This is a genomic window from Coprococcus aceti (assembly GCF_025567285.1).
Classification (GTDB): domain Bacteria; phylum Bacillota; class Clostridia; order Lachnospirales; family Lachnospiraceae; genus Coprococcus; species Coprococcus aceti.
This window is the reverse complement of record NZ_JAOQJT010000012.1, coordinates 1-24814: the sequence shown is the minus strand read 5'-3', so window position 1 is coordinate 24814 and position 24814 is coordinate 1. Positions and strand designations below refer to the sequence as shown.

Genomic DNA, 24814 nt, shown 5'->3' with positions numbered 1-24814 from the left:
CTTCAAGCTAAAATAAATAATATTTACAAATCCGAAACCTCCGCCTCAAATGTCTGTTGACTTTTTCTTTAGCATGATTTATTCTTTCCTTATTAAGAAATGGGTTTTCTACTGGGTAGGGTTTTACACCTGACAAGGCTTGCTCGTTTCTTTTTTTATTTCTAAAACATCGTACAGATACATTTTCCCAGAAGCGGCATGTCTGATCAATAATCTTGCACTAAACACATTGTATCGCTCAACCTCACCACTTTCATCGTAAACCGGTAACGCAAATCTGGTATCATATCTATACCATCCATTTTTAGCATTACGGCTATGTTTCTCTTTTTTATTTTCTTCCACTGTTTTGGATGTTGCTATTTCAATGATCTCCGGAATTGCCTGAGCCGCATTTGCCTTTGCTTTTGCCACTGTCCCTTTAATATGTTTTGTGTAATTAGATCCTGTATACTCATCTGGCAGATCCGTACCAATATAAACTATATCTCCAGTCTCTGCTATAGAATAAAACTCTCCCACATACCGGCGCAGATATTTCTCAACATCAGACCATGTTATGGATCGTTTTCCTTTAAAAATAATATCATTGATAACTACAATATTATTCCCATCCACATCCTGTATAACGGCAACATTCCTCTGTGGTGTCTTCATCTCATTTGGCTCAACATTGTCAATGAGCTCCATATATCTAAGCATATGTTTTCTCACCTGGTCATCCGACCTGCGATAACACTCGATCAGATATCTCTCCTCGGCACTATAATCAACACTGCTGTTCTCCGTCTCATCATCGCCAAGCAGCTCTGCCAGCGACATATCAAATGCCCTACAGATAGCAACCAGCTTATCCGCCTGTGGATTGATCTTCTTCTTTTTCCAGTCATTTATCGTGCTGGTGGAAATCCCCGTTCTTCTCGAAAGCTCTGATTGGCTCATATTCAGTTCGTCAAGCCTTGCAAATATCTTCTCATATACCTTCACAATGTACCCCCGTTTCACTTCCGACTTTTCGGATATTGTAGCACATATCCACCTTTACTGCAATATCTTAGATTCGATTTTCACTCCCGCCGTGCTATATTGTTCTCAGCAAATGAATGTACAAAGGCGCACAAGCTCCCAACGGAACTGTGCGCCTTTGTATTTTAAGGGAAAGGACTAAGTAGTAAATGGTTGTACAAGCCATTCACCAGACTCTGTGACTTTGTAATATTTGTCCTCATCAGTATCAACTAGAAGGACCGGAATAATGCCGCTGTCCAGCACCGTTCCATCAATGTAATAGTGCGATTCACCGTCGTAATAAACATCGTGAAATCTTGGATCCCCGGAGATCTCTGCTGTGCCAACGTGACCGGCTACAACCTTCATATCAAGTCCTTCTATCTTCCCGGTCTCCGCCGGATACTTGTTGACATAAGTGTCCTCGCTGGTCATCCATTCCCACATGTCACCGGCTTCCTCATCAATGCCAGCATGGACAAATATCGTGTTGCCCTCTGTAAAATACCTCGGAAGATTCTCGATCCATCTTATATATCTGTCATCATCACATTCCCGGACGTCATCTGCATCGTCATCAAAGACTCCGATCAGCCGGTTTATACTCGAGTCTCCCAGAAGAACAAATTCCTCATGGTTACCCATAAGAGCAACTACCTTATCAGGACCATATTTCTTCTGCAGATTCATTATCTTATCCAGGACTGCATAACCATCTGCACCTCCATGAATATAGTCCCCAAGCAGGCAAAGCATAGTATCAGGCTCATCCAGGTGATCCCACACCAAAGCTAAAGCATCCACGAATTCAGCTATGCAGCCATGAATATCACTCATACAATATATCCTCATAAGCACTCCTCCCTGTTCTCTTGAACATCAGTCTCCTGTGTAAAATTCTTTGCCGTCATCAAGCCTTATCGCCGCAAGCCGCCCGCTTCTTCTCACCGCACCGCAGTCGATGGCGATATGATTATTCTGTCTGTATATGTATCCAGGTCTGGGATTACCCGGTATGCCTTGTGTCGGGGTATGGCCTGTCACTACATAAGTGTCGTCAAAATACTGAATATCATACTCCGCGCTTGCCCAGATAAGTTCCTCAATCGTGTAACTCTCGATCGGTTTACCAGGATAAAAATCCCCTAGCCCGCCGTGCACAAGTAGATATTTCTGTCCAGCTACCGATATCTCCTCTATCTCTGGCATATCCTCTATGAAGTCAATGACCTCTTGCTGCTTCGCTCTGTCCAGTGCCCGAAACCCGTCTATGGTCGTCTTGCTGCCATTGTACTGCCATGTTACCAGGTTCTCCAGCATCTCTTCAGACACCTCAGACAACGACTGTTCCGTTATCTCAGTAGTCAAAAACTTCAGGCAATCAAGTGCCATGTCCTCATGATTGCCAAGCATGCAGATCACATTTGACATGCTCATTATCTTGAGCAATGTTTTGATCGGATCTGGTCCCCTGTCCAGAACATCGCCCAGAATGTAAAGGGTATCCGTCTCTTTCAATTTAATCTTGTTCAAAAGCTCAATGAATTTGTTATACATTCCGTGAATATCTGAAATAACATATGTAGCCACTTAAATCGTCCCCCCAATATTTATAATATTAATCCCACCATATATGAAGCTCGCCTTTTTCTCTTATTATTTTTCGCATTTCTTCATATCCGCCGCTACAAGCCACATCTGCATGAAGATCCTCACATTCTTTGATCAAATCCTCTATTTCTATATCAGATAGCTTTCGGTTCAATACAAAATCAACGCTGTTATATGATAATCCAACTATCTCCGTGCCAAATCGCTCTTCCCATTCCTTAGCTCTATTATACATCTCTGCTGCTGTCGGCGTAGAGTTCCATCCTCCCCAATAATTTCCAAGTACTGCAAATACTTCATAAGTGTGATCAATATTTTTAAAATCAACAACTACTCCCGGATTAGGGTTACTGATATCAACAACCCTGTTATCACAATAAAATTCGTTCTTGTCTGTCTGGTGTATATACTTTTTAAAGAACTGGAACATACAAGGTTCATCACTCGCTTCAATATTTATCTTTTTTCCCATATGTATTTCCTCATTTATTATTAACCTCTTGACTGCCCAATTCATGCATAGAATCTCTCACCTGTTTCCAAACATATGCAGGCCAGCCTCCCATTTGGCAAGCCACATCCGCAATCCAGCATGTACACATTTTCCAAATCATTCGTCCAAATTGAATGTTGTCCATCAAGATATCTACCATGTGAATTGTTATACTGATAGCTTGAATCTGTATGGCCTACAAGTGATACATACCCTTTCACGCCCTGGCGCCAATACTCTTCCATGTCATAAAGACCTTCCAGATACAACGTATCATCCTGTTCTACAAGTGCTGGATCAAATGTCATGGCATGCGCAAGAAGATATTTCTTTGATCCAATATTGATCTCTATCTGCAGGGGCAGCCCCATTATCAAATCAGCCAAATTCAATAGGTCAACCTGAGTAAGTCTATCCTTCATCATATCAAATGAATTATATATATATGGTTGTATACTACGCCTCTCTTTCTCACACGCCCCATGATATGAGTAGATATACTCTGCTAAAAACTGGTCGTGGTTTCCTCGAATCCACCTCAAGCTAGCCTGCATACCCAGCCTGCAAATTCTAAAGTAAACACCAACTGGATCAGGAGCGTCGCCTCCTCTATCAAAAGCATCCCCAAGCAGGACGATTTCATCCTGTCTTGAGGGGGCTATCTGGTCTATTATACTATTAAACTCTTTTATCGAATTATGTATATCGCCAATAATATAATGTCGACAATGCATATATATGTCCCCTTACCACTATAATAATCTTCCAGCAATTTTTCCTTCATATCATCATACCAGGCTCTCTATGTAGATTGGGAGCAGTATAGTTCGTCTCTGCCATTTTTACGTAGTTCTTCGTTGGTCATAGGTCTGTGATGTGATTGTACAAATGCCACTGCCCTCTTTATTTCTTTCACCATTTTGATTTCCTGTTCTGAATATTCATCATATTCCGTCACGATATCTACATGTTCCGGATCTTGCAAAACCATAGCTAACACGCTATCGAATCCATGGACGTGATCCATCTCGCCATTATACATCAAATGATATATTAACCCCATTCCAGAGAACTCCGTTGCAATATAATTTACATCTCCACTTTCAAAACCATATCCCATCTGCACACACCATTTACCAGTAGCCTCATCTTGAACCGGGATATAATTGCCAAGATATCTTTGCTCTAATAAATCATCAGAACCACCCGCATATTCAGGCTTACTATTATCGTTTTCACCCATAGCATCCTTTTTGCTATATAAATTCGTAAGATAATTGAGATATGCCCTTCTTTCATCTTTTTCATTTAAAGTTATACGCTCAATGTATATTGGATTAATGTGCTCGTGTTCAAACTCTCCCTGATAAGCTGCTCCGTCAAACTTAATATCTACACAAACCTGAACATCTGAATAATCCCCTTTAACATTTTTATAGAACTCATATTCTTTATCAGAATAATTGAGAATTATTCCTACTTTTTCACAAAACTCAGTTGTATTCCAGTCACCATAGAGGCATCTTACAATATCCCCATGTCGAAAGTCATGTGGAATAAATACAAAGTCAAAAAAAGATTCATTATAAGATAAATTCTCTAATGCCTTTGATATTCTATCTTTTAACGCGTCATCAGATATTTGGTGCATAAAATTATTTAGCCATTTTACTTTTTCTTCATATGAAATCATAATATGGTTTGCAACAATCGTTGCCTTCTCCAAATCCGTGAATTCATAATGAATGCTATGCAGGTAAGCTCTTGTATCTTTTGACGGTATAAATTCATCGATAAAATCTTTCCCCATTCTCTTATTCTCCTTTCGCACGTACAATATAAAAGTTCCTCCCTCTATTACTTGTGTGTCCAATTACAGCCAGCAGTATCCCATTATTTCTAGAAAAAGTCTCCCAGCCTTAATGTAATCTTCCTCGACTTCATGCTCCTTTTCTTCAGACCAATCATAATCCTCTAAATATTCTCTGATAGATGGATTTAACCTGCAAAGCATTTTCCCTTTAAACGGATGTCTGGTTACATAGTCAAAATGTGTATCCAAATAGTACTTATACCGCAAATATTCACCGGTCTTTTGTATGATCCAATCTATAGCTTCCCCGATAGAAAATTCATTTCCCTCAAATATAACAGTATGCAATTCTTCATCATGAATACTATTCTCTCTGTACATGCGCATATGTGAATAGAGCCACTCAGCAAAAGATGCATCTATGTTAAAAATATCTCGGTAATCAAATCCATATTTATATCGTTGATACATTCTATATCTTTTTTTCTCAGTAACAAAATTCCCAGCATATATCGCTCTTGAAATGCCTAATTCAGAAAGATATAAATTTTTTCTCATCTAACGCTTCCTTTCATCTTTTTCTCTCTTTAGTCTACAGAAAAAACCCTTTACTCGTATATCAACTATTAAATCTGTCAATCACTCCATACCGAATTTCTCCCGGACAAGCTGCATTGCGGTCTCAACGTCTATCTTGCCCAGCACCAAAAGAAATATAGGAGCACTAAGCTCATTCAATATCTGTGGCATTGACACCGTAACCGCATCCATAACCTCCAGCGGCGCCATATCGCATATATTATAATCGATCATCGTTGTCGCAGTTATATCATAGCTGTCATCCTCAGTAACATAAATACGTGGACATATCAGGCAATTTGCACTATATAATGTTCCATCTGCTCCATCGTGGCTCTGAGGCCAGACTCTGGCATTGATAAAGTTCATAAGTCTGTAGAGGGCATCCTTATTAGTTGATTCCTCCACCCAGGAAGCTGCGTTCTGAGTATAGAACACCCTTGCCTCAATGCATGAATCATAAAAAGACAGCTCCGCCTCTAGCCTTTTGTCCGGACAATCATAGCAATGTGGCAGTGCCACTACTATACCCGTACTGCCATTATCTGTATCTAAGCACTCATGAAATTCCAGTGTGTGCTGTTTAAGATAATCCACACACATCTTCTTCGCCTTTAATTTATTCATCATCAAATTATCAAATTCCTCCTTTTCAAATGTATCACTCAATGCTTATTCTAGCTTACAGCAATTTTATGTATTTGTATGTACGCATTTTTTAACACATTTTCATCATTTTTCTCATTATTAATGTATCATATTTGTGTCACTAGTGATATAATCTATAAAAAGCTAATTTAAATGCATCGATATTACGCCAATAATATGCAAAATCAACGGAGAAAATTATATGGGAAAGCACAGTCTGAGTGACACACATACCAACAATTTTATTGAGTTTAAGAATCGTTTAAGTAAAGCAAGAAAGGGTATAGGTATGACGCAAGCGAAGGTATGTGAATCCATAAACCTCAGCAATCGTTCCACCCTGTCCAATTTTGAAAGTAAAAAGATGGAAAGGCTCCCTTCACTTGATGAATTTGTGGATCTATGTGATCTATACAATGTGGATCCCAACTACCTGCTCGGATTTGATGAGGTAAGAAATTTTACAGTAAAGACCTGTTGCGACGAACTAAAGCTTGATGAGAATGCTGTTATAACTATCATGAAGAACAAGATGGCTCCCATCCTGGTAAACGAGCTTTTTTCTGGTGATTCCTATGCAGAGATAGAACAATATGTAACATGGCTGAATTATTACAACAAACTGAGGGATGTGATCACGACAGCTTTCACCAGCTCTTTTATATCCAGACTGGAGCTGCTTTTCAGCAGATATTACACCTCCACTTTTCCACTGGACTACTCAGAAAATACATTTATCCGTTTTTTGAAATCAGAGGAAATATTTAAGAAATACAAGGATATATACGAATTTATGGACAAATGTTTTCTCACAGAAGCAAGAAATAATCTCACCTTTTCCTATCCAGACTTTGATAATCTGAATGAATCCGAACAACACGATGCAGTACTTTCTATCATTGCATTGCACTCATATGCCTATCTCATGAGCAGGGTTCATTTCGAAGATGTAGAAAAAAGGCTTATGGAGCAACTGACAGGCGTGATCCGCAGAGTCTCGCACGAATACCCTTTCAGGACGGTCTAAGTTTTTTCTTATGTTGCTTTTCAATCCTTAACTGCTTCCAGAAAAAGCATCGCCTCAATCGCCGGTGTCTTTGAAGCATATTCGGCATTCTCTATGCCATTGGTAAGCAACAGCCGTTCCCAAAGCTTAGGATAATTGGAGAAATCAAATGTGTTGTCATCCAGTATCACGTATTCATCTATCCCAGGATGTTCCGCCAGATAGCTCTGGATGCCCTCACCTCTGCCAACCCAGACATCGGTTGTCTTTCCAGACAGGCTTAGTCCAAATTTGCCCAGCATAGATACAAGATATGAGAAGTCGTCCCCGTCTTCTCTCATAAGCTTCCAATCCGAAGTCAGAACGATCTCCGCCTTGCCAAACTGTTTTAACGCCTTTTTCAGCAGCCTCACTCTGGACTCGTCTATCCCTGTTCTCCCACTGGGCGCCCCCACAACTGTCGTCCGGGTATTCAATACACCATCTATGTCCAGAAACAATGCAAAGCTCATATGGCTTCTCCTTTCTTGTGAATGCCAGCACATATATAATGCGCTGGCATTTACCATTTATAAATCTCTCTTATCAAGATCAACTTATATCATATACACTTCTAAGTCTCAGTTTATCCGCACTTCCACTTATAACCTTTACAGTCTTTGAATCTGCATTCAGGTCAAAATAATTGATGAACAGTCATAAACTGATCCGTCCGCGTACACCTCGCCACAATAGCAAGGTAGAACGCAGACATAGAAAAGATCAGGAACGCTTTTATAATCAGGTAAAGCTTATAAGTTAAAAATCGTAGCTATTATCATACACCTCACCTTTATCCTCTTCGTCGTACCCTCCCAGCACCTCATTATAATAATACTCTAACTCCAGAGCCTCCTCTTCCAATTCTAATTCGTCAAGGGCCTCATTTTCGTCAATATACTCTTTATTCTCTTCGCTATACTTCGTTATGAACCCCCTCAACAACACCGCAGGGATTTTCCTCTCTGCTCTACATACCCGCTTGAAGTTCCAGTATTCCTTTTCGTTTACTTTAAAAGTAATTGTGATATTATTATTCTGCATCTTATCTCCTTTATATCATATCTCCGCTCTTGATATAGTTTGTTTTTACATTTTCTTTCGACAAACTTCTCGGTGTCTCTGATGACTGTTGCCTTATTCAACTAAGAATCCGATAGATAGCAGCTCGATTTCCACTAGTTCTTTTGGGCTTACCATTCTGCAGTAATACCTGCTCTACCTTTTGGAATCTTCCAGGTAGCCCAATCTCTCTGGCAAATTTTTTACCAATCCTTGCCTTTACTACTTTAGGCTTTCCTGCATATGTCATATCGATTTGAGTATAGGTTGCAGATGCTGCGTTGATATCAAATTCAGTTCCAGCATTTGCCGAATCAGAAACATATGCGGCAATCTCATTTAGTACATCTTTTTCGATCTGAGCTTCTGTTTTGGAATTAGGGCCAACCAAACCATAAAACTTGTTAAGAACATCAATGACAATAATACTCACATTGACTCCTTGACTTGCAGCCTCGACCTTTAACTTCTCTTCAAGCTCTGGTCCTGGAAAAAACTGGATCCTCATAGACTTCACTCCTTTCTTCTATTATTTGTATATGAGTGGTAGCTACTGCACTCATATCGTATTTTCACTATACCATAAGCTGTTTATGAGTTCAATACCCTACACTCATATTTTTATTCTTTTTTTACTAGTAGTATCTTTTTCTTTATTATTACGTATTTTGACTCACAATATCCGAAGAACTCATCAGTTCCCTCGTCTAAAAATCCCTCCATGACAAGAGCTGTACCATCTTAAAGTCTTTCCGGCTTTGTTGATACCACTCCTGTCTATTCTCATTGCAAGTGTGTGGTATATGTGCATTCACAACTCGGAAATATCCGTAATCAGTATCTATATCTACGTACTCATATAAGATAGAATCCTCTAAGCCATCAAGGATCCTAGTATTATGTTCGTGATAGCCCTCCGCATTGATAAGTAGCACATTTATAGCTGATCTAAAATCATTTCTATAAGCCTTCGGCAATACCATTACATAACCTTGGAACTCGCCTCTTAGTATGTCCAGATATTTATTGTCTTTTCCAGATATCACTTCCGAAAGCCCGAAAAGCCAGGCCTCTGGCGCCTCTTTTTTATGCACTTGCAAGCCCTCTTAAGGCGATCTCCCTAAGCTTTCTTTGGTTGCATTCTAGGTATAGCCTGCTAGATTCCAAGATATAATATACTTCTCTTTGTCCATATGTTTCCTTAATTCTCTTTTTTACTCTTGATTTAACACTCTTATTGTAATATGCTCAGTTTGTTGTGTACTCGCAACAAACTTTTAATCTGTTGTCATTTTGCGACAAATTCTTGGCCAGTTCAAGTATTTTTTCACAATTTTTCGAAAGGAGTTTTACACACATGAGATTTTCAACAAAATACACCTTAGCTTTACAGATCCTCATCATATGCTATTTACACAAAGATGAAAAAATAACAAGCAACTTTATCGCTGCTCACACAGGAGCTGATGCATCTATTATCAGATATACCATGCTGGACCTAAAGAAAAAGGACTTGATCGTTTCTAAGCCCGGTCCAGGTGGGACGAACTTAAACTGTGATCTGTCCAAGCTCACCCTTTATGATGTTTATGAACTGGTAGCAGAGCCTTCTGACAATTTACTGAAATTTTACGATTTTCCTGATACTGCAACTACCATCGATAAACAAATTAAAGAATCCGCAGATGTAATATTTGAAAACATCAAGCACCAAATATTTAATACAATGAAAGAAACCTATGTATCCGATATCTACAAAGATATAAATCTCGATTGATAACCATACCACAGAGATAATAATTAGGAATTCGAACATTATCTCATTTCTATTAAACTACCAGTTGATTGACCAATCCGGGCAAAAGGATAGATAATTAGTATACTATAAAATATAGAGAAGTGAGGTGGCCTCTGGTATGGATAGTTCAATGCTCGAGCAGGAGATAAATGTATATTCAGATAAATATGATATAAAGGGCGTCATAAAGGACTACGGCATGGTGATCAAGCTGGTATTTTCATATAACGGACGCAGGATAGTGATGGGAATGTCCAGACCATTTCCGGGAAGCAGCTATGAGCTTCTAGGACAGCAGATCATCGATTCCTATGTTGACAATTTGGTAAATGATAACGAAAAGCTCATGCTTCACTACTGGTATGTTGAGTCATTTGTATCAGATGGCGAACGATACCAGATGGGACACGGCGTCGTAACCGGACATCAAAGACTCACAGATGGCACATGGATCCATACTTCGGTTGTAAATGATATACATGTAGATACCGAGGCCGAGGAGCTCGTTGTCACAACTATGAACAGCGTGTATCACTGTCCTCTTGCGTACTGCGACTGGGAACATCAGAATGAGTACTCAGATGTTATTCCAGACTATGAAGTCCTGAAGATGAAATATAAAGGAATGGACACGCTGCTCAGACCTGTTATAGAACCGGGAAAAGTTCTTCTTGTACTTGCCAATTTCTGTGAGTATTACTTTCATTCACTGTATTATGTGCCAGAAGATTCTGAAGACAACACTCCCTGCGAATATTCGGCATACCCGCACGTCGGAACATTTCAGGACAGCTTTCTGATAAGTGCATACAATAAAGGGCTGGAATGCAATGAGCTTGTTGACGTGAGATATTTCCCGCATTATCAGAATATCGAGTTCTACTCCGAATATACAGACGAAAAGCCATTATATGTAGAAAATATCGGCTACAGCGTGATCTATGTACAGTCAAGTGCCGGAACGATCAAGCTTGCCCCTGGTGAACGCAAGGAAGTTATACCTGAGAATGCCGAAAAAGAGCCACCTGTTCTTCCGGATGGCGATCTGTATCCTGCGGGGGTATACTAATTTATCTCTCATCTTCGAAACTATGAAAATTGAGAATGCCAGCGCATTTTAAGCGCTGGCATTTACTATCTGTAACTCTATCCTATCAAGGTCAATTTATATCATATACACTTCTAAGCCTCAGCTTATCCACACTTCCACTTATAACCTTTACAGTCTTTGAATCTGCATTCAGGTCAAAATAATTATCCGACAGAATCAGATCCTCATTCTGGTTCAGGATCTCCACACTCTTCGCATACGCATCCGCACTGACTGTGATATAGTCGCCATCCACTGTCGCCTGCAAATGAGGCTCCTCGTAGCAGAAATACTTCGGATATGAGAATATGACAGTCCCCTCTGATATTACCTGTCCTTTCATGCTTGCCTGATAGCTCACATACTGATGGTAAATGTCGATACCAGGAAGTTCAACCTTGTCAAGCCATACGCTCGTCAGCGCTGGCGCAGTGATCTCCTCCTCGTGGGATTCAAGAACACGAGCTGACGCATCCCTCAACTGCCAGGACACAAGTATTTTCTCTGTGTTCATGGTTTCATTTGCCACACAGAGGCGTATGGACTTCGGGAATTCAAATGGGAGTCTCACCAGCTCCTGTCCGCTTCCAAGCATGCCCTCCTCTTCACAGGAGATCATGATCGGAGCAAAGAAACGTCTTGCATAGTAGTGCAGCGCCTTTAAGCGCTGGCAGTAATCCACACTGGACCAGGATGCAACCGGCCAGCAGTCGTTGAACTGCCAGTACACTGCTCCCATGCACCTGTCATCATTTCTGTTTCTTCGAAAATGCTCGACGCCATACCTGATAGCATCCGCCTGCAGAAGTTGCGATGCGTAGATAACCGTCTCGAAATCAGATGGATATCTATATGTCTGTTGCATATAATTCATTATCTTTCCATTTGCCGAGCCATTTCTCTGATGCCGCTCCATAATGTATGAAAAGATATTCATATCACGCTCATCATCCGTAAATGTCTCAACAGTCTTCTTTGAAGGAAATGACTGGAAACCGAATTCGGAAATATATCTGAAGTAAAACTTTCTGTACTCAGAAAATGGCTTATCACCATGCCACACAGCCCAATAATGCACATCACCACGGTTCTCGTCTCTCGGATCATCAAATGAACCACCTGAGGACGGGCTCGCTGGCCAGTAGAATACCTGTGGAGCATACTGCTTCATGATCTTAGGGAGAATTCGCTCGTACATAATAATATAGTCCCGCACCTCGCTGTCCTTGCTCACCCATTTTCTCTCCTTAACAAACTGCTCCATCTCATTATTGCCACACATAAGCCCAAGTGACGCATGATGGCGGATCCTCTTTAAGTTGTCAATAAATTCCGCGGTGATATTTGCCTCAAATTCTGGTGTGAGATCGTAGACAGCACACGCAAACATGAAATCCTGCCACACCACAAGTCCCATCTCATCGCACATATCATAGAACCAGTCGTCAGGATAATATCCACCGCCCCACACACGTATAGAATTGAAATTCGCAAATACCGCCTTCTCAAGCAGAGCTCTTGTGGTCTCAGGTGTCACACGTCCAAGAAGATGGTCCTCCGGAATGTAATCCGCACCCATGGCAAATATATTTACACCGTTTACGCAGGTGGCAAACCTCTCTCCCCATTTGTCCTTTGTACGGTCCATGGTTATTGTCCGCAGGCCGATCTTTCTCGTCCAGTTGTCAACCACCGTACCATCATCTTTCACAAGGTCAACGGAAACATTGTAAAGGTTCTGCTCACCATACCCACGCGGCCACCAGAGCTGTGGGTTGTCTATATGTATATTCTTCGTGTTATCTTCATTCAGTATCTTGTTTATAATTTCGTTTCCAGCCGGATCAATTACTCGCACCCTCACACCCAGCTGTCCCGTCTCTGATCCAGAACCGATATGCTTCCGGGCAAATTCTATCTCCGGCTTTATATCAAGTTCCACTGTGTCCTGACCATGATGCTGCAGGATTTCAACAGAATCTATCCGTGCAGTATCAATTCCAAGCAGGCTGACCGGTCTCCATATTCCTGCATCAGGAAGGTGAGCGCCCCAGTCCCAGCCAAACATGCAGTGAGCCTTTCTGATATGTACAAATCCATTCATGGCATCCTCGATTCCCCGTGTTGGAGCCTTCGCAAATGCATCTGCGATGAACTTTGTCGGCGAATAAAAATATACACTTAATATATTATCCGACTGCTTCAGGATATCCTTTACCGAATACTCCCATGTCCTGTGCATATTGTCGGCGTGTCCAAGCTTCACACCATTGAGCGTGATATCCGCAATGGTGTCCAGCCCTTCAAATCGAAGGATAACTTCATCCGATTCCAGCAGCTCATCATCACACGAAAAGCTGGTGCGGTACTCATAATCGTAATCCATCAGCTTCAGTGATTCTATCTCATTGTCCTTCCAGAATGGATCTTCCATCTTGCCCGCCTGCAGCAGATCCCCATACACCGATCCCGGCACTGTCGCCGTGATCCAATCGTCATCACCTACGCGATGCATTTCCCAACTGTTGTTTACATCAATTTTTTTCATTTTTTCTCCACGGGGACGTTCCTACTACAGCATCATCTCTGTCCACTCTTTCTCTTTAAATCCAGTCAGCACGAAACCTTCAGCAACGACAAGCGGTCTCTTCACCAACATGCCATTTGTCGCAAGAAGCTGCAACTGCTCATCCTCGCTCATGTCCGGAAGCTTGTCCTTCAGTTTCATCTCCTTATACAGCATGCCGCTCGTATTGAAGAATCTCTTGAGCGGAGGTCCACTCTTCTCATACCATTTCTTAAGCTCCTCATATGTAGGATTATCATCCACAATGTGACGCTCCGTGTATTCTATCCTATTCTCGTCAAGCCATTTCTTTGCCTTCTGGCAGGTTGAACACTTTGGGTAACATATAAATTCCATCGTCTTTTCTCCTTTTCTATTTGGCTTATTGCTACAAGCCTCAATTTCATCATATCAAGTTGCTTAATGATTTTCTCTCCAATATTTCTGACAAATGGCGCACATTCCCATGTCATTTACTCTCAGTGGAGAAAAATACTTCTTTATGTTTATTGAAAATACAGTGTTATATTCTCCATTGCCATCTCTCGAAGTAATCTTGTCCGGCATATCCGGGTTATAACCCATTGAGCCACAGCAAATGCAGGTATTCATCCATTTTGCCATCTTGGGGTATTGTTTCAGGTAGTTTAGGGCTTCGGTTTTTCTGTCCAGGGAGTCTCCTTATCTTCTTTATCCTTTTTAGGCAATGCTAAATACTGCATTGGCTATATTACAGCCTCATTTTCTTTATGCTCATTTACAGAAAGATTCTCCATCAAATTTTCACCAATTTTGTAGGTGGGTAACTTATCGATTGCCATTTGAACCTGAAATTCATTTAGTTCGATCTCAACATCATGAATGTTTCCGCTTTTTGGCAGTCTGACATGAATAACTGCAAAATGCTGAAACTCCTCCGTATTATAAATTCCATCCTCATACTTCTTAAGGCGTACTATTTTTCTTGATATTCCTTCCACCAGCCGATAATCTACTGCATATATTTTTTCTCTGTGAATCCATGTAAATGTGTAGTTCCAAATGCTAAAGCATTTGTTTTATAGAAAAGCATTTGACTTTTTAAATATGACGCTTCAAGCTCCTCATAATCAATATCACCCTTCAACCACTTCCGTACCGGCATTCCTATATACAGTGAAAACTCTAGCCAAAACAAAAATCCGAATAGGCAAAATCCTATGATAGCCATATAATAACGCCCTAAAGGAATAAGACACAAGGTACAAAACATTAGGAACAATGGCAATATCATTTTGACAAGATATTCCCGTCTTTGAAATCTTTTTAATAAATCCAGTTTCATGCTTTGATATTTAGGTTTCTCAAATGTGTGCTCATTGAGATAGGCTACATATTTCTCATGCCACTCAGGGCTTTCAAAATAACTGCCATTCATATATTGTGCTTTCATCTCACGAGCTTTCGTATCTGCTTTACTTTCCTTGCAATACGCATAGAGCAAATATGCAATGAGCATCGGACAAACAATGCATGCCGCACATTTTCCAGCCATATCTCCTATGACAAAAAACAGAAATAGTCCCATAAGAACTGTAAAAACAATATACACAACCAATGATTTCTTTGTCATAGCGAATGGAAATTTGTCATTTTTTCTCATATAATTCTATTTTCTCCAACTACGAACTCATTTCACAACAATAGGTACAACTATTCGCGTACACATTATCCGTCAGAACCACCTAAATACCGCATAAACTCAAGGTTTCTTGCTTAGCAAGCAGACGGTCTTCACATGAAAAGACAGCACTCTATGAATTACCGATTTGTGTCTGGAAGTTACTCATCCGAACCCATCCACATCATCACTGGTTTCATGCTACTTCTTCGCATTCTCTTCCAATTCCAACATGTACTTATCAAAATCAGACATGAACAGCCTATCCTGAATAACACGATATTTTTCAAATTCAGTTTCAGCTTTTGCCTTGGCAATCTCAGCAGTGATTTTGCCTGCATCCTGAAGAACATCTCTGTCGTCGGCCATCAAGAATAAATCCAAACGCTTTGCCCAATCCTCCATCGTCATTGGAATATGACGTTCCGCCCGATCCTCTGCCAAATCCAGATAAGCAGATACAATACGCTCTAATGAACGCATTTCCTTCTCTGAAAGATAATTCTTCGCAACACTCACATCACTTTTTACAATCTTGCCTTCCGGCGCTGCTGCCCAAGTAGTTAATCCCATGTGTGGCTTATCTGCATCAGCCCGCTCATAAATCAACTCTGCTGCTGTATGTCCGTGAACTGCATAATGCATCTTGTTTTGAACCTTTGCAAAGAACTGCTTTGTTGTTTTTGCTGTTCGGTCATAATCAAGAGCTGTAGCATAGATGTCCGTTATTTTCTGATAAAATCTCCGCTCAGAGAGACGGATCTCACGAATCTGCTCAAGCAGGCGGTCAAAGTATTCTACTGTAAGCACAGAGCCACCATTTTTCAGACGTTCGTCATCCATGACCCAGCCTTTAATAGTGTAGTCTTTCACGATACCATTGGCCCACTTGCGGAACTGCACCGCTCGCTCATTATTAACCTTGAATCCGACCGCAATAATCATTTGGAGATTATAATGCTTTGTATCACGAGTCACCTGACGGGAACCTTCCGTTTGAACTATCCGGAAATTCCGGATAGTTGAATCTTCCTCAAGCTCTGAGTCGGAATAAATCTTCTTAATATGCTCATTGATTGTACGAACATCCACATCATACAATGTGGCCATCATCTTCTGTGTCAGCCATATATTCTCATCCTCATAGCGCATCTCAATACTGTCCTGCTGACCACCGATAGAGGCAACATAGGTTAAATATTCTGCTGCACTGGAACGGATGGTTATTTCATCCTTTTTCTTTTTCAAATAAGAGGTCTCCTTTTGCAAATACTTATTTATTTCTCCAATATTTCTGACAAATGGCGCACATCCCCATGTCATTTACTCTCAGTGGAGAAAAATACTTCTTTATGTTTCTTGAAAATACAGTATTATATTCCCCATTGCCATCTCTCGAAGTAATCTTGTCTGGCATATCCGGGTTATAACCCATTGAGCCACAGCAAATGCATATATTCATCCATTTCGCCATCTTGGGGTATTGTTTCAGGTAGTTTAGGACTTCGGTTTTTCTGTCCACTTGGTCTCATTAGTAATCTTTCTTCTTATTCTCATCAACTATAATCCAACGTCCGCTTTCCTTCTATTGCTCCATGCCTCGTGGTTGTTGCAATTTTTGCAACAACCACTTTTTCATCTGATTCACCATTGCGTACTGCATGGTAGTGTCAATTTTGGAGTGACCAAGTATTTTCTGCAAGTTCAAAGTATCAGGCGCACATTAACACGGTACTAGATGCACCTACCCCCTTGTGACTTCATCTTTAAAGACATCTTAATTATAGTACATGCGGAAACAATTCTAAGATAGTTCATCCATCATAATTATGTCAACAGTGTTGACACTTTTCATTATCCTTATAATGCTAAATAAGACTACATGCCTTTTTATATCCACTATAGGGTGTTGTCAATACATTCAAACGTAAACAAAAGATGTATTATTATATTTTACTTTATCCCACCATGTTAAACCAATTTACCAAACGTCATTCTCGGAGTATCTTTTCCACATAATTTATTAACACAAAAATTTACAATCCGACTTATCGAAAACAATTTTTAAAACGTTCAAGTATGTTTGTATAATAATCTCTTTCACCTATAAAATGCATATATGGAATTGATTGAATCCATACACTCTATGATTAATAATCTACATATTTAATTTACAGCATCAAAATATCCAATGATTCCTATATATCCGTCTTTCTTCATAGGAGACCACAATGTATGCAGTTTCAGACTATACATCTGGCTACCATTTTCCACCTTCGCTTTTATCTGCACAGAGTATTGATATCCAAAAGTGTTAAATTTTGAATCATCTACAATGAGTATTTTTTGTTTCTTGTCCTTCTTATTTCTCTTTAGTGATTATTGATCAATAAATTGGGCTTCCTCCCTCCCAAGTTTTATATTTCTTATGGTTTTCTTCAGCAACTTCATATCAACTGGTTTTGAAATATGAGCATTCATTCCAGCAGCGAGAGAGTGCTGCATATCCTCTGAAAATGCATTGGCAGTCATGGCAATAATCGGGATCGTCTTTGCCTGTTCATGTGAACTTCTACGGATTGCCTCCGTTGCCTCATAACCATTCATAACAGGCATTTGTACATCCATCAAGATCATATCATACTCACCGGGCACGGACTGTTCAAATGCTTCCAAAATCCTTTTGCCATTTTCACAAATAGTACACTCTGCACCTTCAAGCTTTAATAATTCCATTAGGATTTCTGCATTCAACTCATTATCCTCTGCACAAAGGATGCGCATTCCATCCAGAATATCACTATCTGTCTCATGCATTTCTATCTGCTCTGTCGAAGAAACTACTCTGTTCTCCACAATTTTTAGATTTAAGATTACTTCAAAACTACTTCCGCGATTTGGTTCGCTTTCAACCTCAATCGTTCCCCCCATCGATTCAACCAGATTTTTAGTGATTGCCATTCCCAGACCAGTTCCCTGTATTTTGTTTGTTACGGAACTTTCTGCACGAGTAAACGCGTCAAAGATAGTTTCTTTAAAATCAGCAGACATTCCCATACCATTGTCACTGACTATAAAATGATATTTTCCATATGTAGAAGAGTTTGTCTCACTTTCTTCTGCTATAAACTGGATTATTCCACCTTCCTGTGTGTACTTTATTGCATTAGACAACAGATTACTGAAAATCTGCATCAGATGAACCTTGTCGCCATTTACCCACTCATGTTTAAGGTTTTCTTTTGTGATTATAAAACTCTGATTTTTTTCGTTTGCCTGTGAATGAAATATTGTATTGAGTTCTTCTATAGCATCCAGAATAGAAAAATCAGAATATTTGAAAACTGTTTTTCCAGCTTCAATCTTGCTCATATCCAAAACATCATTAATAATTCCTAATAGATGCTGAGAAGAAATAGCTATTTTATCTGCATACTCTATAACTTTTTCTTTGTCGCCGGCATTATGTCTGATTAATGATATAATACCAATGATTGCGTTCATAGGTGTGCGAATATCATGCGACATATTGGATAAAAAATCTGTTTTTGCCTTATTTGCATTTTCAGCGGTTTGTAGAGCCTCAATAGCAATGTTCTTAGCCTTTTTCAGATTTTTATTAGCTTCTTCCATTTCGCTTATAGCCATTGCCTGAAGCTCATTGTTTCTTTTTTCAAATTTAACTTTTTGATTTGCAATACTGAATCTGGAAATACTGTAGAATAATCCAGCAAAAAGCAAGAGTATAAATCCTGTCATGAGCATTGTAGTAAGCCCAATCGTTTTCTGGTATTCTTTCAACACATTATCTACTGTCGCTTTTTTTACAATACAAATCAACATCGTATTGTTGCTTTCTATCGGACAATATCCCAAATAATAAGGCTCATCTTTCCCCATAAGTTCTACTCCCTTTTTTCCCCCCGCAATCTTTTTATTCAGAGAATCAAACTCTTTTTCTGTTATAGCATGATCACTTTTCAAATGTTTCAGTAATGAATAATTTCGAAAAAAAATGTCATCCTTCTGGTTCGTATAAGTAATATTTCCATCATCATCCAACATGAAGAGATATGCACTTCCATCATATCCTCCAAGATTTAACATGGAGTCTAATTTCGAATGATCATACACTGTTCCAATCGCTGTATAAGTTTCCCCATTAATCGTATATTCCTGACATGGAATTGCTACCAAATAACCGTCTTTTTTCACTTGTTCAAATTCCAAAGCGACCAATTTTCCAATATTAGATCCGTTTCTCAAATCCAGCAAAAGCTTACTAGGCATATCAACTTTCAGTTTTGTTCCATCTGAGGTTATAGCTTTTCCATTTTCCTGTATAAATAAAAGTGTACTCTCAGATTCTTTTTCCCATGCATTAAAAAAGATTCGGTTATTTTCTGTTTCAAGGGATATTTTCTTCTCTTTACACAGATAGCCCTCAACAAAATGTAACTGTCTATAGTATCCACTCACTTGCATATCATAGGTCTGTTGAATCTGTTCGACAACAGCTTCCATACTGATTTCTCCATTTACCTCAATATATGTATTCATCCTATTCAACAGAAACTTTACAAAAACAAAACTTGAAAGAATGAAAATTATGACAAACAATGGCATTATTATTTTTTTTCTCTTAATTATCTCTTGTTCTATTTGCACTTTATTTTTCAACCTCTATATAGTCTTCTGGTGCTGACGGTTGCTGCCCATTTGACATGGCCGCAATCCATGCACTAGATAATGTTGTATCCCCTATTTGCTCAACAGCACATTTTGGATTAATTTTTTTCAAAATAGATTTTGTCGTATCCGTAAGAAGAATGGAATATTCCTTTTCTGTGTCTATTTTTTTATCATTTATTGTTATATCCTTTAATGAGAATCCGTTTTCTTCGTTTTTGACAATTATTTTCATACCAGATGCAATCGGCAACTCACCATGCTCTTTAAAATAGCTATATAAATCAGTGTCATTATTTCCAATAATAAATTCAATATCCTGATCTGGAAACTGCTCATGGATATAAGGAGCAATATTTTTCATTAAACGATTTTCCCACAGATACACGGTAAGGTGATCGTTTTTTTTAGATTGTCCATATCCAGCCAAAATACCAGTTACTAAAAGTACACCAGACACCAATGCGGCCAGATAACATTTTGTTTTTTGCATACGTCAAATTCCTTATTTTTTCGATTAAAACACATTTCAATATTTTCGTTTTACAAGCCCTTTAGCTTTGTGTCACAGATTTTCATCTGCTTTGTCTCAATTCTTTTTATTATAGCATTTTATTTTTTCACGTCCATATTTTTCACGTTAATGTAAAAAAATGAAACACTTACATATATAATATGGAACCCGAGATCCATTTGAGATCATGGATCAGATGAACATTGTTGTCGGGGAAACTTCCAGATATAAGACACTGAAAGGATATTGTTTTATGAGCTGCAAGACGATACACTCTACAATATGACGGATAATACAAAATACCAGGCCAATCTGTTTGCTGCCGATCTGCTGATTGAAGATGAGGAAATCGAAGATATGGTTCAGAACGAGGCCAGGCTTATCATATGCCGATGGAGATTCAGAGCAATTTCCTGGCGAAATAAATTAAATAAAGATCCTGTTCTATATATCATAGTATGAACAGGATCTTTTTATAATGATTTATTTTCTATCTAAAATTTTATTAAACCGACTAAAGACTCCATAGTTTGTGTGTTTGACTTACTGTTTATATCTATCTTTTTTAGACATAAACCAATAAAATATAACACAAAATGCTAAAGCAAACACAACACCAAAAACATTTTGAATCACTCTAAGACTAACCGCTCCTTGTAGTCCATAAGTCTCTGCAGCAATGGCTAAAGCACCAAATGTGTTAAATACTGCCTGCCAGCCATATTGTGCTGAAAATCCTACACCGATTCCACCAAGAATTCCTATATATGCATAGATTGACGAAGGAAGCAGAAAATATAATACTGTAAAACATATAACACCTGCAATATTTCCGACAATCCTTTTACGGACTCTGTAGTGCATATCTTCCATAAACGGCAAAATCACGGACATGGCCGCAATACCAGCCCACATTGCACGTGGCATATTACAAAGTTCTGCAATGCAAATGACAATCGGTACGCATAAAATCTGACATATCTGCCATTTTGTTCTGGAAGAAGTGATATCAAATTCTTGTATCAGATCTTTCAGATTTCTTTTATAATTTCTGTTTTTATGATTTCGATAAAATACGAAGCAGGTAAGTGCTGCACCTAAAGCCATTCCGACTAATCGCATCTGATAACTTTTTCCCGTAACATCATAACCATATAACAGCAGATACCCAAGAACCAATGTAGATTGATTAAACATGAATGGATTATGGCATCCGAACAGAATCAACACAGCCAGTGCCGCAATATTTAACAGCATTCCCAATACCGGTGAAGACTGATTTGCTAAATGCGGACATACAGTCATAATTACAAAGAACAAAGCCAAAAGCACCGTAGATTGTCCGGTGCGGATCCCCAGATCCGCATTTCTAAACACCATGAGACATAATAAGACTACTACACCTACAATGCTGTTCTCATTTCCAAATAGGATGCTGAAAATACTAACAAAGAAAAAACAAAATGCCATTGTAACAGCTATCTTCACCAGATATACCCACATATGATATAATTTTTCTTTTAGTGTTTCACTCTTTTTCAACAGGTTTTTAGAACCTGCCTGATTTAACTGCAACTCCTGATAAAATGTCATATAAATTCTCCCATCTTCTAATTTATCTTAAAACTATATAATCTCATCTTTCTGCTTTGGCAGCTCTATAACAAATCTGCATCCACCATATTCACGGTTTTCTGCTTTGATTGTTCCTCCGGCACTATCTACAATCCGTTTTACAAGTGCAAGACCTAGGCCATTTCCTTCTGCTTTATGAGATCCATCTACCTGATAGAACTTGTCAAATATTCTGGATTTTACATCATCCTCTATTCCTGGTCCTTCATCTTCCAGAATGAACTTAACAGAATCCTGTTCTTGTTTCAGAAACATCGTAATTGTCCCCTTTGAAGGGCTGAACTTAATCGCATTATCCAAAAGATTTATCCAGATATGCATAAAAAGTCCTTCATTCCCAGTATATTTAACTTCCTCCAATTCTACCTGAAAACCAATTTCTTTTTCTGTCCATTTTGTTTCCAATGAAAGAAATGCCTGGCGGATCTGTTCATCCAGACGATATTCTGTTTTTTTCATTGGTATATTCTGATTCTCTAACTTGGATAACAGCAAAATATTACCAACCAATCCGGAAAGTCTTTGGGTGTTAAATAAGATTTTTTCTACATATTCCTCTTGATCCGGAGACAGTTCTTCTCCCTGAAGCAGCATTGTATATCCTTCAATGGCATTAATCGGGGTCTTAAACTCATGAGAAACATTAGATACAAAATCCATCTGCAGCACCTCTGTTGCACGAAGTTCTTTTGTCATAACGTTAAAACTTTGATAAGATTCTCCAACTTCTGCTATACGGCTGTTCGTTTCCAAATGCTGTTCAAAATCTCCCTGAGAAACTTCCTTCATTGCTTTACTAAGTCTGGTAATTGGTTCCAGTAACTTTGCATTAATAAAGGAAGTGATCAGCCCTGCAATCAATGTATTGAAAATCAAAAGCCAGCCAAGCACAGGTATGCTGCCCGGCAGATTAAAAAAATGATTCAAAAAAGCAAATAATAAAGCAGATATGACTGTTGAAAATACAAGTGCCAGCCAGATTGCACCAGTCAGACAGGATCGGATTCGCAATCCTTTTTCTTTCTTTTGTTCCATTATTTTTTCACCACCTTGTATCCAATTCCACGCATTGTTACGATTTCAAAATCAGGGTTATCTTTAAAACGCTCTCTGATTCTTCCTATATGTACCTCTATCGTATGTGGGTCTGCCTCCGTCTCGTATCCCCATACTTCATCCATCAACTGTTGTTTTGTAAATGTTCTGCCTGGCGAAGCTGCAAGCTTATATAAAAGCAGGAATTCTTTTTTAGGCAAAACAAGACTTTCCTTATCAGTTGTAACCGTCATTGCATCATAATCAAACTCTGTTGAACCGATCACAATTTTGTGTTCATTCAGTATCTGTGCACGGCGAAGCAGTGCTCCGACTCTTAAAACCATTTCATTCACATTTACCGGTTTTACCATATAATCGTCACTTCCCGAAAGAAATCCCTGGCGCATATCATCAAAGGAACCTTTCGCAGTGATCATAAGTACCGGTATCTGATATCCTGCTGAACGGAGTTCCGACACCAGTTCATAACCATCCATAACCGGCATCATAATATCGGAAATGATCAGATCAATATACTCTTTATCCAATATTTCTAATGCCAGTGCTCCATCCGATGCACTTTTGACCTGATATCCATTCTTCTCAAGCACTTTTTGGAATAGCTGGCTTAATTCTTTATCATCTTCTACAATTAATATTTGAAACACGATCTTCTTCCTCCTTTATCAGAACAGGATTCTATTTCTGTTTTTCGCATAATCGGCAGACCCAAATGGATTCCTATTATTCGCAACTGAATTTGTCATGATAGAAAAATCTGAAACGTTCTCTGCAATCTCCTCCCATGTATTATACATCATATCATTACAGATAATATATGGCGTGTGGATCTTCACACGATTTTTTGCATTTTTCATCAATTCTCCCAACTGATACCACACTACTGGTTCTTTGGAACCTGTGTGAATAGGATTTGACACTAATGTAATCTTTTCTGTCTCAAAAGTTTCGTCCGTATAATCGGTCTCGCAGATTCTTTCCTTATACAATACAAAGTCAATCTCAATTTAACCTCAACAAAATTTATTTTTCATGCAGTAATCAGATCTACGCTGACAGTCACAATCGCCTTTCCTGTCTGGAACGGCTCCTGCGTCAATTCATCGACAATTGTTCTGTCCTCCCGATATTATTTTCTCTATGCTGCCTGTCCGTGTGGGTGGTCTTACCCACGGAATACCATTTTTGCTATACATCAGGTATCCTCCTTCTTTTTTATTTGAACTTCTGGACAATTTGTCCAAGAGCTGCTTTCTTGTTCTTTGTCCATGAAAGGACAAAAAAAGAGCATTCATGCTTTTACACATAAATGCTCTGACGCTGTTTTATTATAAAATTGTCTTAGCTGTTGTTCCCTACAAACTGGAAGTTATACACATCTACATTCCGTTCGTAATATACATTACTATCTATAATCCTTTGGTATCTGAGCAAATTTTTTCAAAAAGCTTTCTCTGGTATTATCATTTACAAACAATTCTCGCAACTCTTTCTCATTTTCTTCTCCTAAGGACACATATTGTTGCAAAAATATTTTGGTTAAA

26 protein-coding genes and 2 pseudogenes are annotated in these 24814 nt (G+C 39.0%); 5 read left to right on the top strand and 23 right to left on the bottom strand.

The genetic code is table 11. The features are described from left to right. Window positions 1-123: 123 nt before the first annotated feature. The 8 genes from OCV54_RS13165 to OCV54_RS13130 all read right to left on the bottom strand — a co-directional run bounded on the left by OCV54_RS13165 (window position 124) and on the right by OCV54_RS13130 (window position 6134). The gene (locus tag OCV54_RS13165; protein ID WP_022216827.1) at window positions 124-987 is read right to left on the bottom strand and encodes a helix-turn-helix domain-containing protein; all 864 of its coding nucleotides are present in this window, start codon (window positions 985-987) and stop codon (window positions 124-126) included. 177 nt (window positions 988-1164) lie between these two features. Continuing rightward, a complete protein-coding gene (locus tag OCV54_RS13160) occupies window positions 1165-1860 on the bottom strand; it encodes a metallophosphoesterase (RefSeq protein ID WP_022216828.1) in 696 nt (231 codons plus the stop codon). Window positions 1861-1887: 27 nt separating this feature from the next. Further along, entirely contained in the window at window positions 1888-2598 is a 711-nt protein-coding gene (locus OCV54_RS13155) for a metallophosphoesterase family protein (protein ID WP_022216829.1), read from the bottom strand. A gap of 28 nt (window positions 2599-2626) precedes the next feature. After that, on the bottom strand, window positions 2627-3091 hold the full coding sequence (locus tag OCV54_RS13150; protein WP_022216830.1) for a DUF4253 domain-containing protein: 465 nt from the start codon (window positions 3089-3091) through the stop codon (window positions 2627-2629). A gap of 41 nt (window positions 3092-3132) precedes the next feature. Next, window positions 3133-3846, bottom strand: a complete 714-nt coding sequence (locus OCV54_RS13145; RefSeq protein ID WP_022216831.1) for a metallophosphoesterase — start codon at window positions 3844-3846, stop codon at window positions 3133-3135. Window positions 3847-3914: 68 nt separating this feature from the next. Further along, window positions 3915-4922, bottom strand: a complete 1008-nt coding sequence (locus OCV54_RS13140) for a hypothetical protein (RefSeq protein ID WP_242849676.1) — start codon at window positions 4920-4922, stop codon at window positions 3915-3917. Window positions 4923-4985: 63 nt separating this feature from the next. Continuing rightward, a complete protein-coding gene (locus OCV54_RS13135) occupies window positions 4986-5483 on the bottom strand; it encodes a hypothetical protein (protein ID WP_022216833.1) in 498 nt (165 codons plus the stop codon). Window positions 5484-5564: 81 nt separating this feature from the next. Further along, entirely contained in the window at window positions 5565-6134 is a 570-nt protein-coding gene (locus OCV54_RS13130; protein WP_055224472.1) for a hypothetical protein, read from the bottom strand. 220 nt (window positions 6135-6354) lie between these two features. Here OCV54_RS13130 and OCV54_RS13125 point away from each other — a divergent pair, with 220 nt between their 5' ends. Continuing rightward, a complete protein-coding gene (locus OCV54_RS13125; RefSeq protein WP_004851876.1) occupies window positions 6355-7179 on the top strand; it encodes a helix-turn-helix domain-containing protein in 825 nt (274 codons plus the stop codon). A 20-nt stretch (window positions 7180-7199) separates the two neighbouring features. Here the strand turns inward: OCV54_RS13125 and OCV54_RS13120 are convergent, their stop codons facing one another. Beyond that, on the bottom strand, window positions 7200-7670 hold the full coding sequence (locus tag OCV54_RS13120; RefSeq protein ID WP_022216835.1) for an HAD domain-containing protein: 471 nt from the start codon (window positions 7668-7670) through the stop codon (window positions 7200-7202). A gap of 185 nt (window positions 7671-7855) precedes the next feature. Between OCV54_RS13120 and OCV54_RS13115 the strand changes: the two are divergent. After that, a pseudogene (locus OCV54_RS13115) lies at window positions 7856-7957 on the top strand (IS481 family transposase); the annotation flags it as partial. Here OCV54_RS13115 and OCV54_RS13110 read toward each other — a convergent pair. The 3 genes from OCV54_RS13110 to OCV54_RS13100 form a co-directional block, all read right to left on the bottom strand. Continuing rightward, the gene (locus tag OCV54_RS13110; RefSeq protein WP_022216836.1) at window positions 7957-8241 is read right to left on the bottom strand and encodes a hypothetical protein; all 285 of its coding nucleotides are present in this window, start codon (window positions 8239-8241) and stop codon (window positions 7957-7959) included. The pseudogene OCV54_RS13115 and the gene OCV54_RS13110 sit on opposite strands and share 1 nt — an antisense overlap. Window positions 8242-8338: 97 nt before the next feature. Continuing rightward, window positions 8339-8767, bottom strand: a complete 429-nt coding sequence (locus tag OCV54_RS13105) for a hypothetical protein (protein ID WP_022216837.1) — start codon at window positions 8765-8767, stop codon at window positions 8339-8341. 199 nt (window positions 8768-8966) lie between these two features. Then, window positions 8967-9353, bottom strand: a complete 387-nt coding sequence (locus OCV54_RS13100; protein WP_022216838.1) for a hypothetical protein — start codon at window positions 9351-9353, stop codon at window positions 8967-8969. 263 nt (window positions 9354-9616) lie between these two features. On the opposite strand from OCV54_RS13100, the gene OCV54_RS13095 reads away from it, so the two are divergent. Together OCV54_RS13095 and OCV54_RS13090 are read left to right on the top strand one after the other, a co-directional pair. Beyond that, entirely contained in the window at window positions 9617-10036 is a 420-nt protein-coding gene (locus tag OCV54_RS13095; RefSeq protein ID WP_022216839.1) for an Rrf2 family transcriptional regulator, read from the top strand. Between the two features lie 139 nt (window positions 10037-10175). Next, complete coding sequence (locus tag OCV54_RS13090) at window positions 10176-11126, top strand: hypothetical protein (RefSeq protein ID WP_022216840.1); 951 nt, start codon at window positions 10176-10178, stop codon at window positions 11124-11126. A gap of 91 nt (window positions 11127-11217) precedes the next feature. On the opposite strand, the gene OCV54_RS13085 is transcribed toward OCV54_RS13090, so the two are convergent. The 7 genes from OCV54_RS13085 to OCV54_RS13055 form a co-directional block, all read right to left on the bottom strand. Further along, window positions 11218-13695 (bottom strand): beta-mannosidase, encoded by a 2478-nt coding sequence (locus OCV54_RS13085; RefSeq protein ID WP_055224470.1) that lies wholly within the window; start codon window positions 13693-13695, stop codon window positions 11218-11220. 24 nt (window positions 13696-13719) lie between these two features. Then, window positions 13720-14070, bottom strand: a complete 351-nt coding sequence (locus OCV54_RS13080) for an arsenate reductase family protein (protein ID WP_055224468.1) — start codon at window positions 14068-14070, stop codon at window positions 13720-13722. Window positions 14071-14438: 368 nt separating this feature from the next. After that, window positions 14439-14693, bottom strand: a complete 255-nt coding sequence (locus OCV54_RS13075; RefSeq protein WP_055224466.1) for a hypothetical protein — start codon at window positions 14691-14693, stop codon at window positions 14439-14441. 11 nt (window positions 14694-14704) lie between these two features. Beyond that, window positions 14705-15355 (bottom strand): hypothetical protein, encoded by a 651-nt coding sequence (locus OCV54_RS13070; RefSeq protein WP_055224464.1) that lies wholly within the window; start codon window positions 15353-15355, stop codon window positions 14705-14707. A gap of 219 nt (window positions 15356-15574) precedes the next feature. Continuing rightward, window positions 15575-16621, bottom strand: coding sequence for a virulence RhuM family protein (locus tag OCV54_RS13065; RefSeq protein WP_055224462.1), 1047 nt, complete (start codon window positions 16619-16621; stop codon window positions 15575-15577). A 1131-nt stretch (window positions 16622-17752) separates the two neighbouring features. Further along, window positions 17753-19897 carry an ATP-binding protein gene (locus tag OCV54_RS13060; RefSeq protein ID WP_055224535.1) on the bottom strand — a complete coding sequence of 715 codons (2145 nt, stop codon included), beginning with the start codon at window positions 19895-19897 and terminating at the stop codon, window positions 17753-17755. Between the two features lie 145 nt (window positions 19898-20042). Further along, window positions 20043-20555: a hypothetical protein gene (locus OCV54_RS13055; RefSeq protein WP_055224460.1), complete on the bottom strand. Its 513-nt coding sequence runs from the start codon at window positions 20553-20555 to the stop codon at window positions 20043-20045. A gap of 303 nt (window positions 20556-20858) precedes the next feature. Between OCV54_RS13055 and OCV54_RS13050 the strand changes: the two genes are divergently transcribed. Further along, window positions 20859-21038: a hypothetical protein gene (locus tag OCV54_RS13050; RefSeq protein WP_262563512.1), complete on the top strand. Its 180-nt coding sequence runs from the start codon at window positions 20859-20861 to the stop codon at window positions 21036-21038. A gap of 81 nt (window positions 21039-21119) precedes the next feature. Here OCV54_RS13050 and OCV54_RS13045 read toward each other — a convergent pair whose 3' ends face one another. The 4 genes and pseudogenes from OCV54_RS13045 to OCV54_RS13030 form a co-directional block, all read right to left on the bottom strand. Next, window positions 21120-22169, bottom strand: coding sequence for an FUSC family protein (locus tag OCV54_RS13045; protein WP_055224456.1), 1050 nt, complete (start codon window positions 22167-22169; stop codon window positions 21120-21122). Between the two features lie 33 nt (window positions 22170-22202). After that, window positions 22203-23246 (bottom strand): HAMP domain-containing sensor histidine kinase, encoded by a 1044-nt coding sequence (locus OCV54_RS13040; protein WP_005347239.1) that lies wholly within the window; start codon window positions 23244-23246, stop codon window positions 22203-22205. After that, window positions 23246-23917, bottom strand: a complete 672-nt coding sequence (locus tag OCV54_RS13035; RefSeq protein ID WP_004851516.1) for a response regulator transcription factor — start codon at window positions 23915-23917, stop codon at window positions 23246-23248. Before OCV54_RS13035 ends, OCV54_RS13040 begins: the two co-directional genes overlap by 1 nt. Window positions 23918-23941: 24 nt before the next feature. Next, window positions 23942-24253, bottom strand: a pseudogene (locus OCV54_RS13030) (phospholipase D-like domain-containing protein); the annotation flags it as partial. Window positions 24254-24814 lie beyond the last annotated feature (561 nt).

Excerpts from the sequence above, each read along its gene's own strand:
- OCV54_RS13160 (WP_022216828.1), bottom strand. The coding sequence starts at position 1,860 with ATGAGGATATATTGTATGAGTGATATTCATGGCTGCATAGCTGAATTC.
- OCV54_RS13150 (WP_022216830.1), bottom strand. The coding sequence starts at position 3,091 with ATGGGAAAAAAGATAAATATTGAAGCGAGTGATGAACCTTGTATGTTC.
- OCV54_RS13145 (WP_022216831.1), bottom strand. The coding sequence starts at position 3,846 with ATGCATTGTCGACATTATATTATTGGCGATATACATAATTCGATAAAA.
- OCV54_RS13140 (WP_242849676.1), bottom strand. The coding sequence starts at position 4,922 with ATGGGGAAAGATTTTATCGATGAATTTATACCGTCAAAAGATACAAGA.
- OCV54_RS13135 (WP_022216833.1), bottom strand. The coding sequence starts at position 5,483 with ATGAGAAAAAATTTATATCTTTCTGAATTAGGCATTTCAAGAGCGATA.
- OCV54_RS13130 (WP_055224472.1), bottom strand. The coding sequence starts at position 6,134 with ATGATGAATAAATTAAAGGCGAAGAAGATGTGTGTGGATTATCTTAAA.
- OCV54_RS13125 (WP_004851876.1), top strand. The coding sequence starts at position 6,355 with ATGGGAAAGCACAGTCTGAGTGACACACATACCAACAATTTTATTGAG.
- OCV54_RS13120 (WP_022216835.1), bottom strand. The coding sequence starts at position 7,670 with ATGAGCTTTGCATTGTTTCTGGACATAGATGGTGTATTGAATACCCGG.
- OCV54_RS13110 (WP_022216836.1), bottom strand. The coding sequence starts at position 8,241 with ATGCAGAATAATAATATCACAATTACTTTTAAAGTAAACGAAAAGGAA.
- OCV54_RS13105 (WP_022216837.1), bottom strand. The coding sequence starts at position 8,767 with ATGAGGATCCAGTTTTTTCCAGGACCAGAGCTTGAAGAGAAGTTAAAG.
- OCV54_RS13095 (WP_022216839.1), top strand. The coding sequence starts at position 9,617 with ATGAGATTTTCAACAAAATACACCTTAGCTTTACAGATCCTCATCATA.
- OCV54_RS13090 (WP_022216840.1), top strand. The coding sequence starts at position 10,176 with ATGGATAGTTCAATGCTCGAGCAGGAGATAAATGTATATTCAGATAAA.
- OCV54_RS13085 (WP_055224470.1), bottom strand. The coding sequence starts at position 13,695 with ATGAAAAAAATTGATGTAAACAACAGTTGGGAAATGCATCGCGTAGGT.
- OCV54_RS13080 (WP_055224468.1), bottom strand. The coding sequence starts at position 14,070 with ATGGAATTTATATGTTACCCAAAGTGTTCAACCTGCCAGAAGGCAAAG.
- OCV54_RS13070 (WP_055224464.1), bottom strand. The coding sequence starts at position 15,355 with ATGAGAAAAAATGACAAATTTCCATTCGCTATGACAAAGAAATCATTG.
- OCV54_RS13060 (WP_055224535.1), bottom strand. The coding sequence starts at position 19,897 with ATGGAAGCTGTTGTCGAACAGATTCAACAGACCTATGATATGCAAGTG.
- OCV54_RS13055 (WP_055224460.1), bottom strand. The coding sequence starts at position 20,555 with ATGCAAAAAACAAAATGTTATCTGGCCGCATTGGTGTCTGGTGTACTT.
- OCV54_RS13050 (WP_262563512.1), top strand. The coding sequence starts at position 20,859 with ATGACGGATAATACAAAATACCAGGCCAATCTGTTTGCTGCCGATCTG.
- OCV54_RS13045 (WP_055224456.1), bottom strand. The coding sequence starts at position 22,169 with ATGACATTTTATCAGGAGTTGCAGTTAAATCAGGCAGGTTCTAAAAAC.
- OCV54_RS13040 (WP_005347239.1), bottom strand. The coding sequence starts at position 23,246 with ATGGAACAAAAGAAAGAAAAAGGATTGCGAATCCGATCCTGTCTGACT.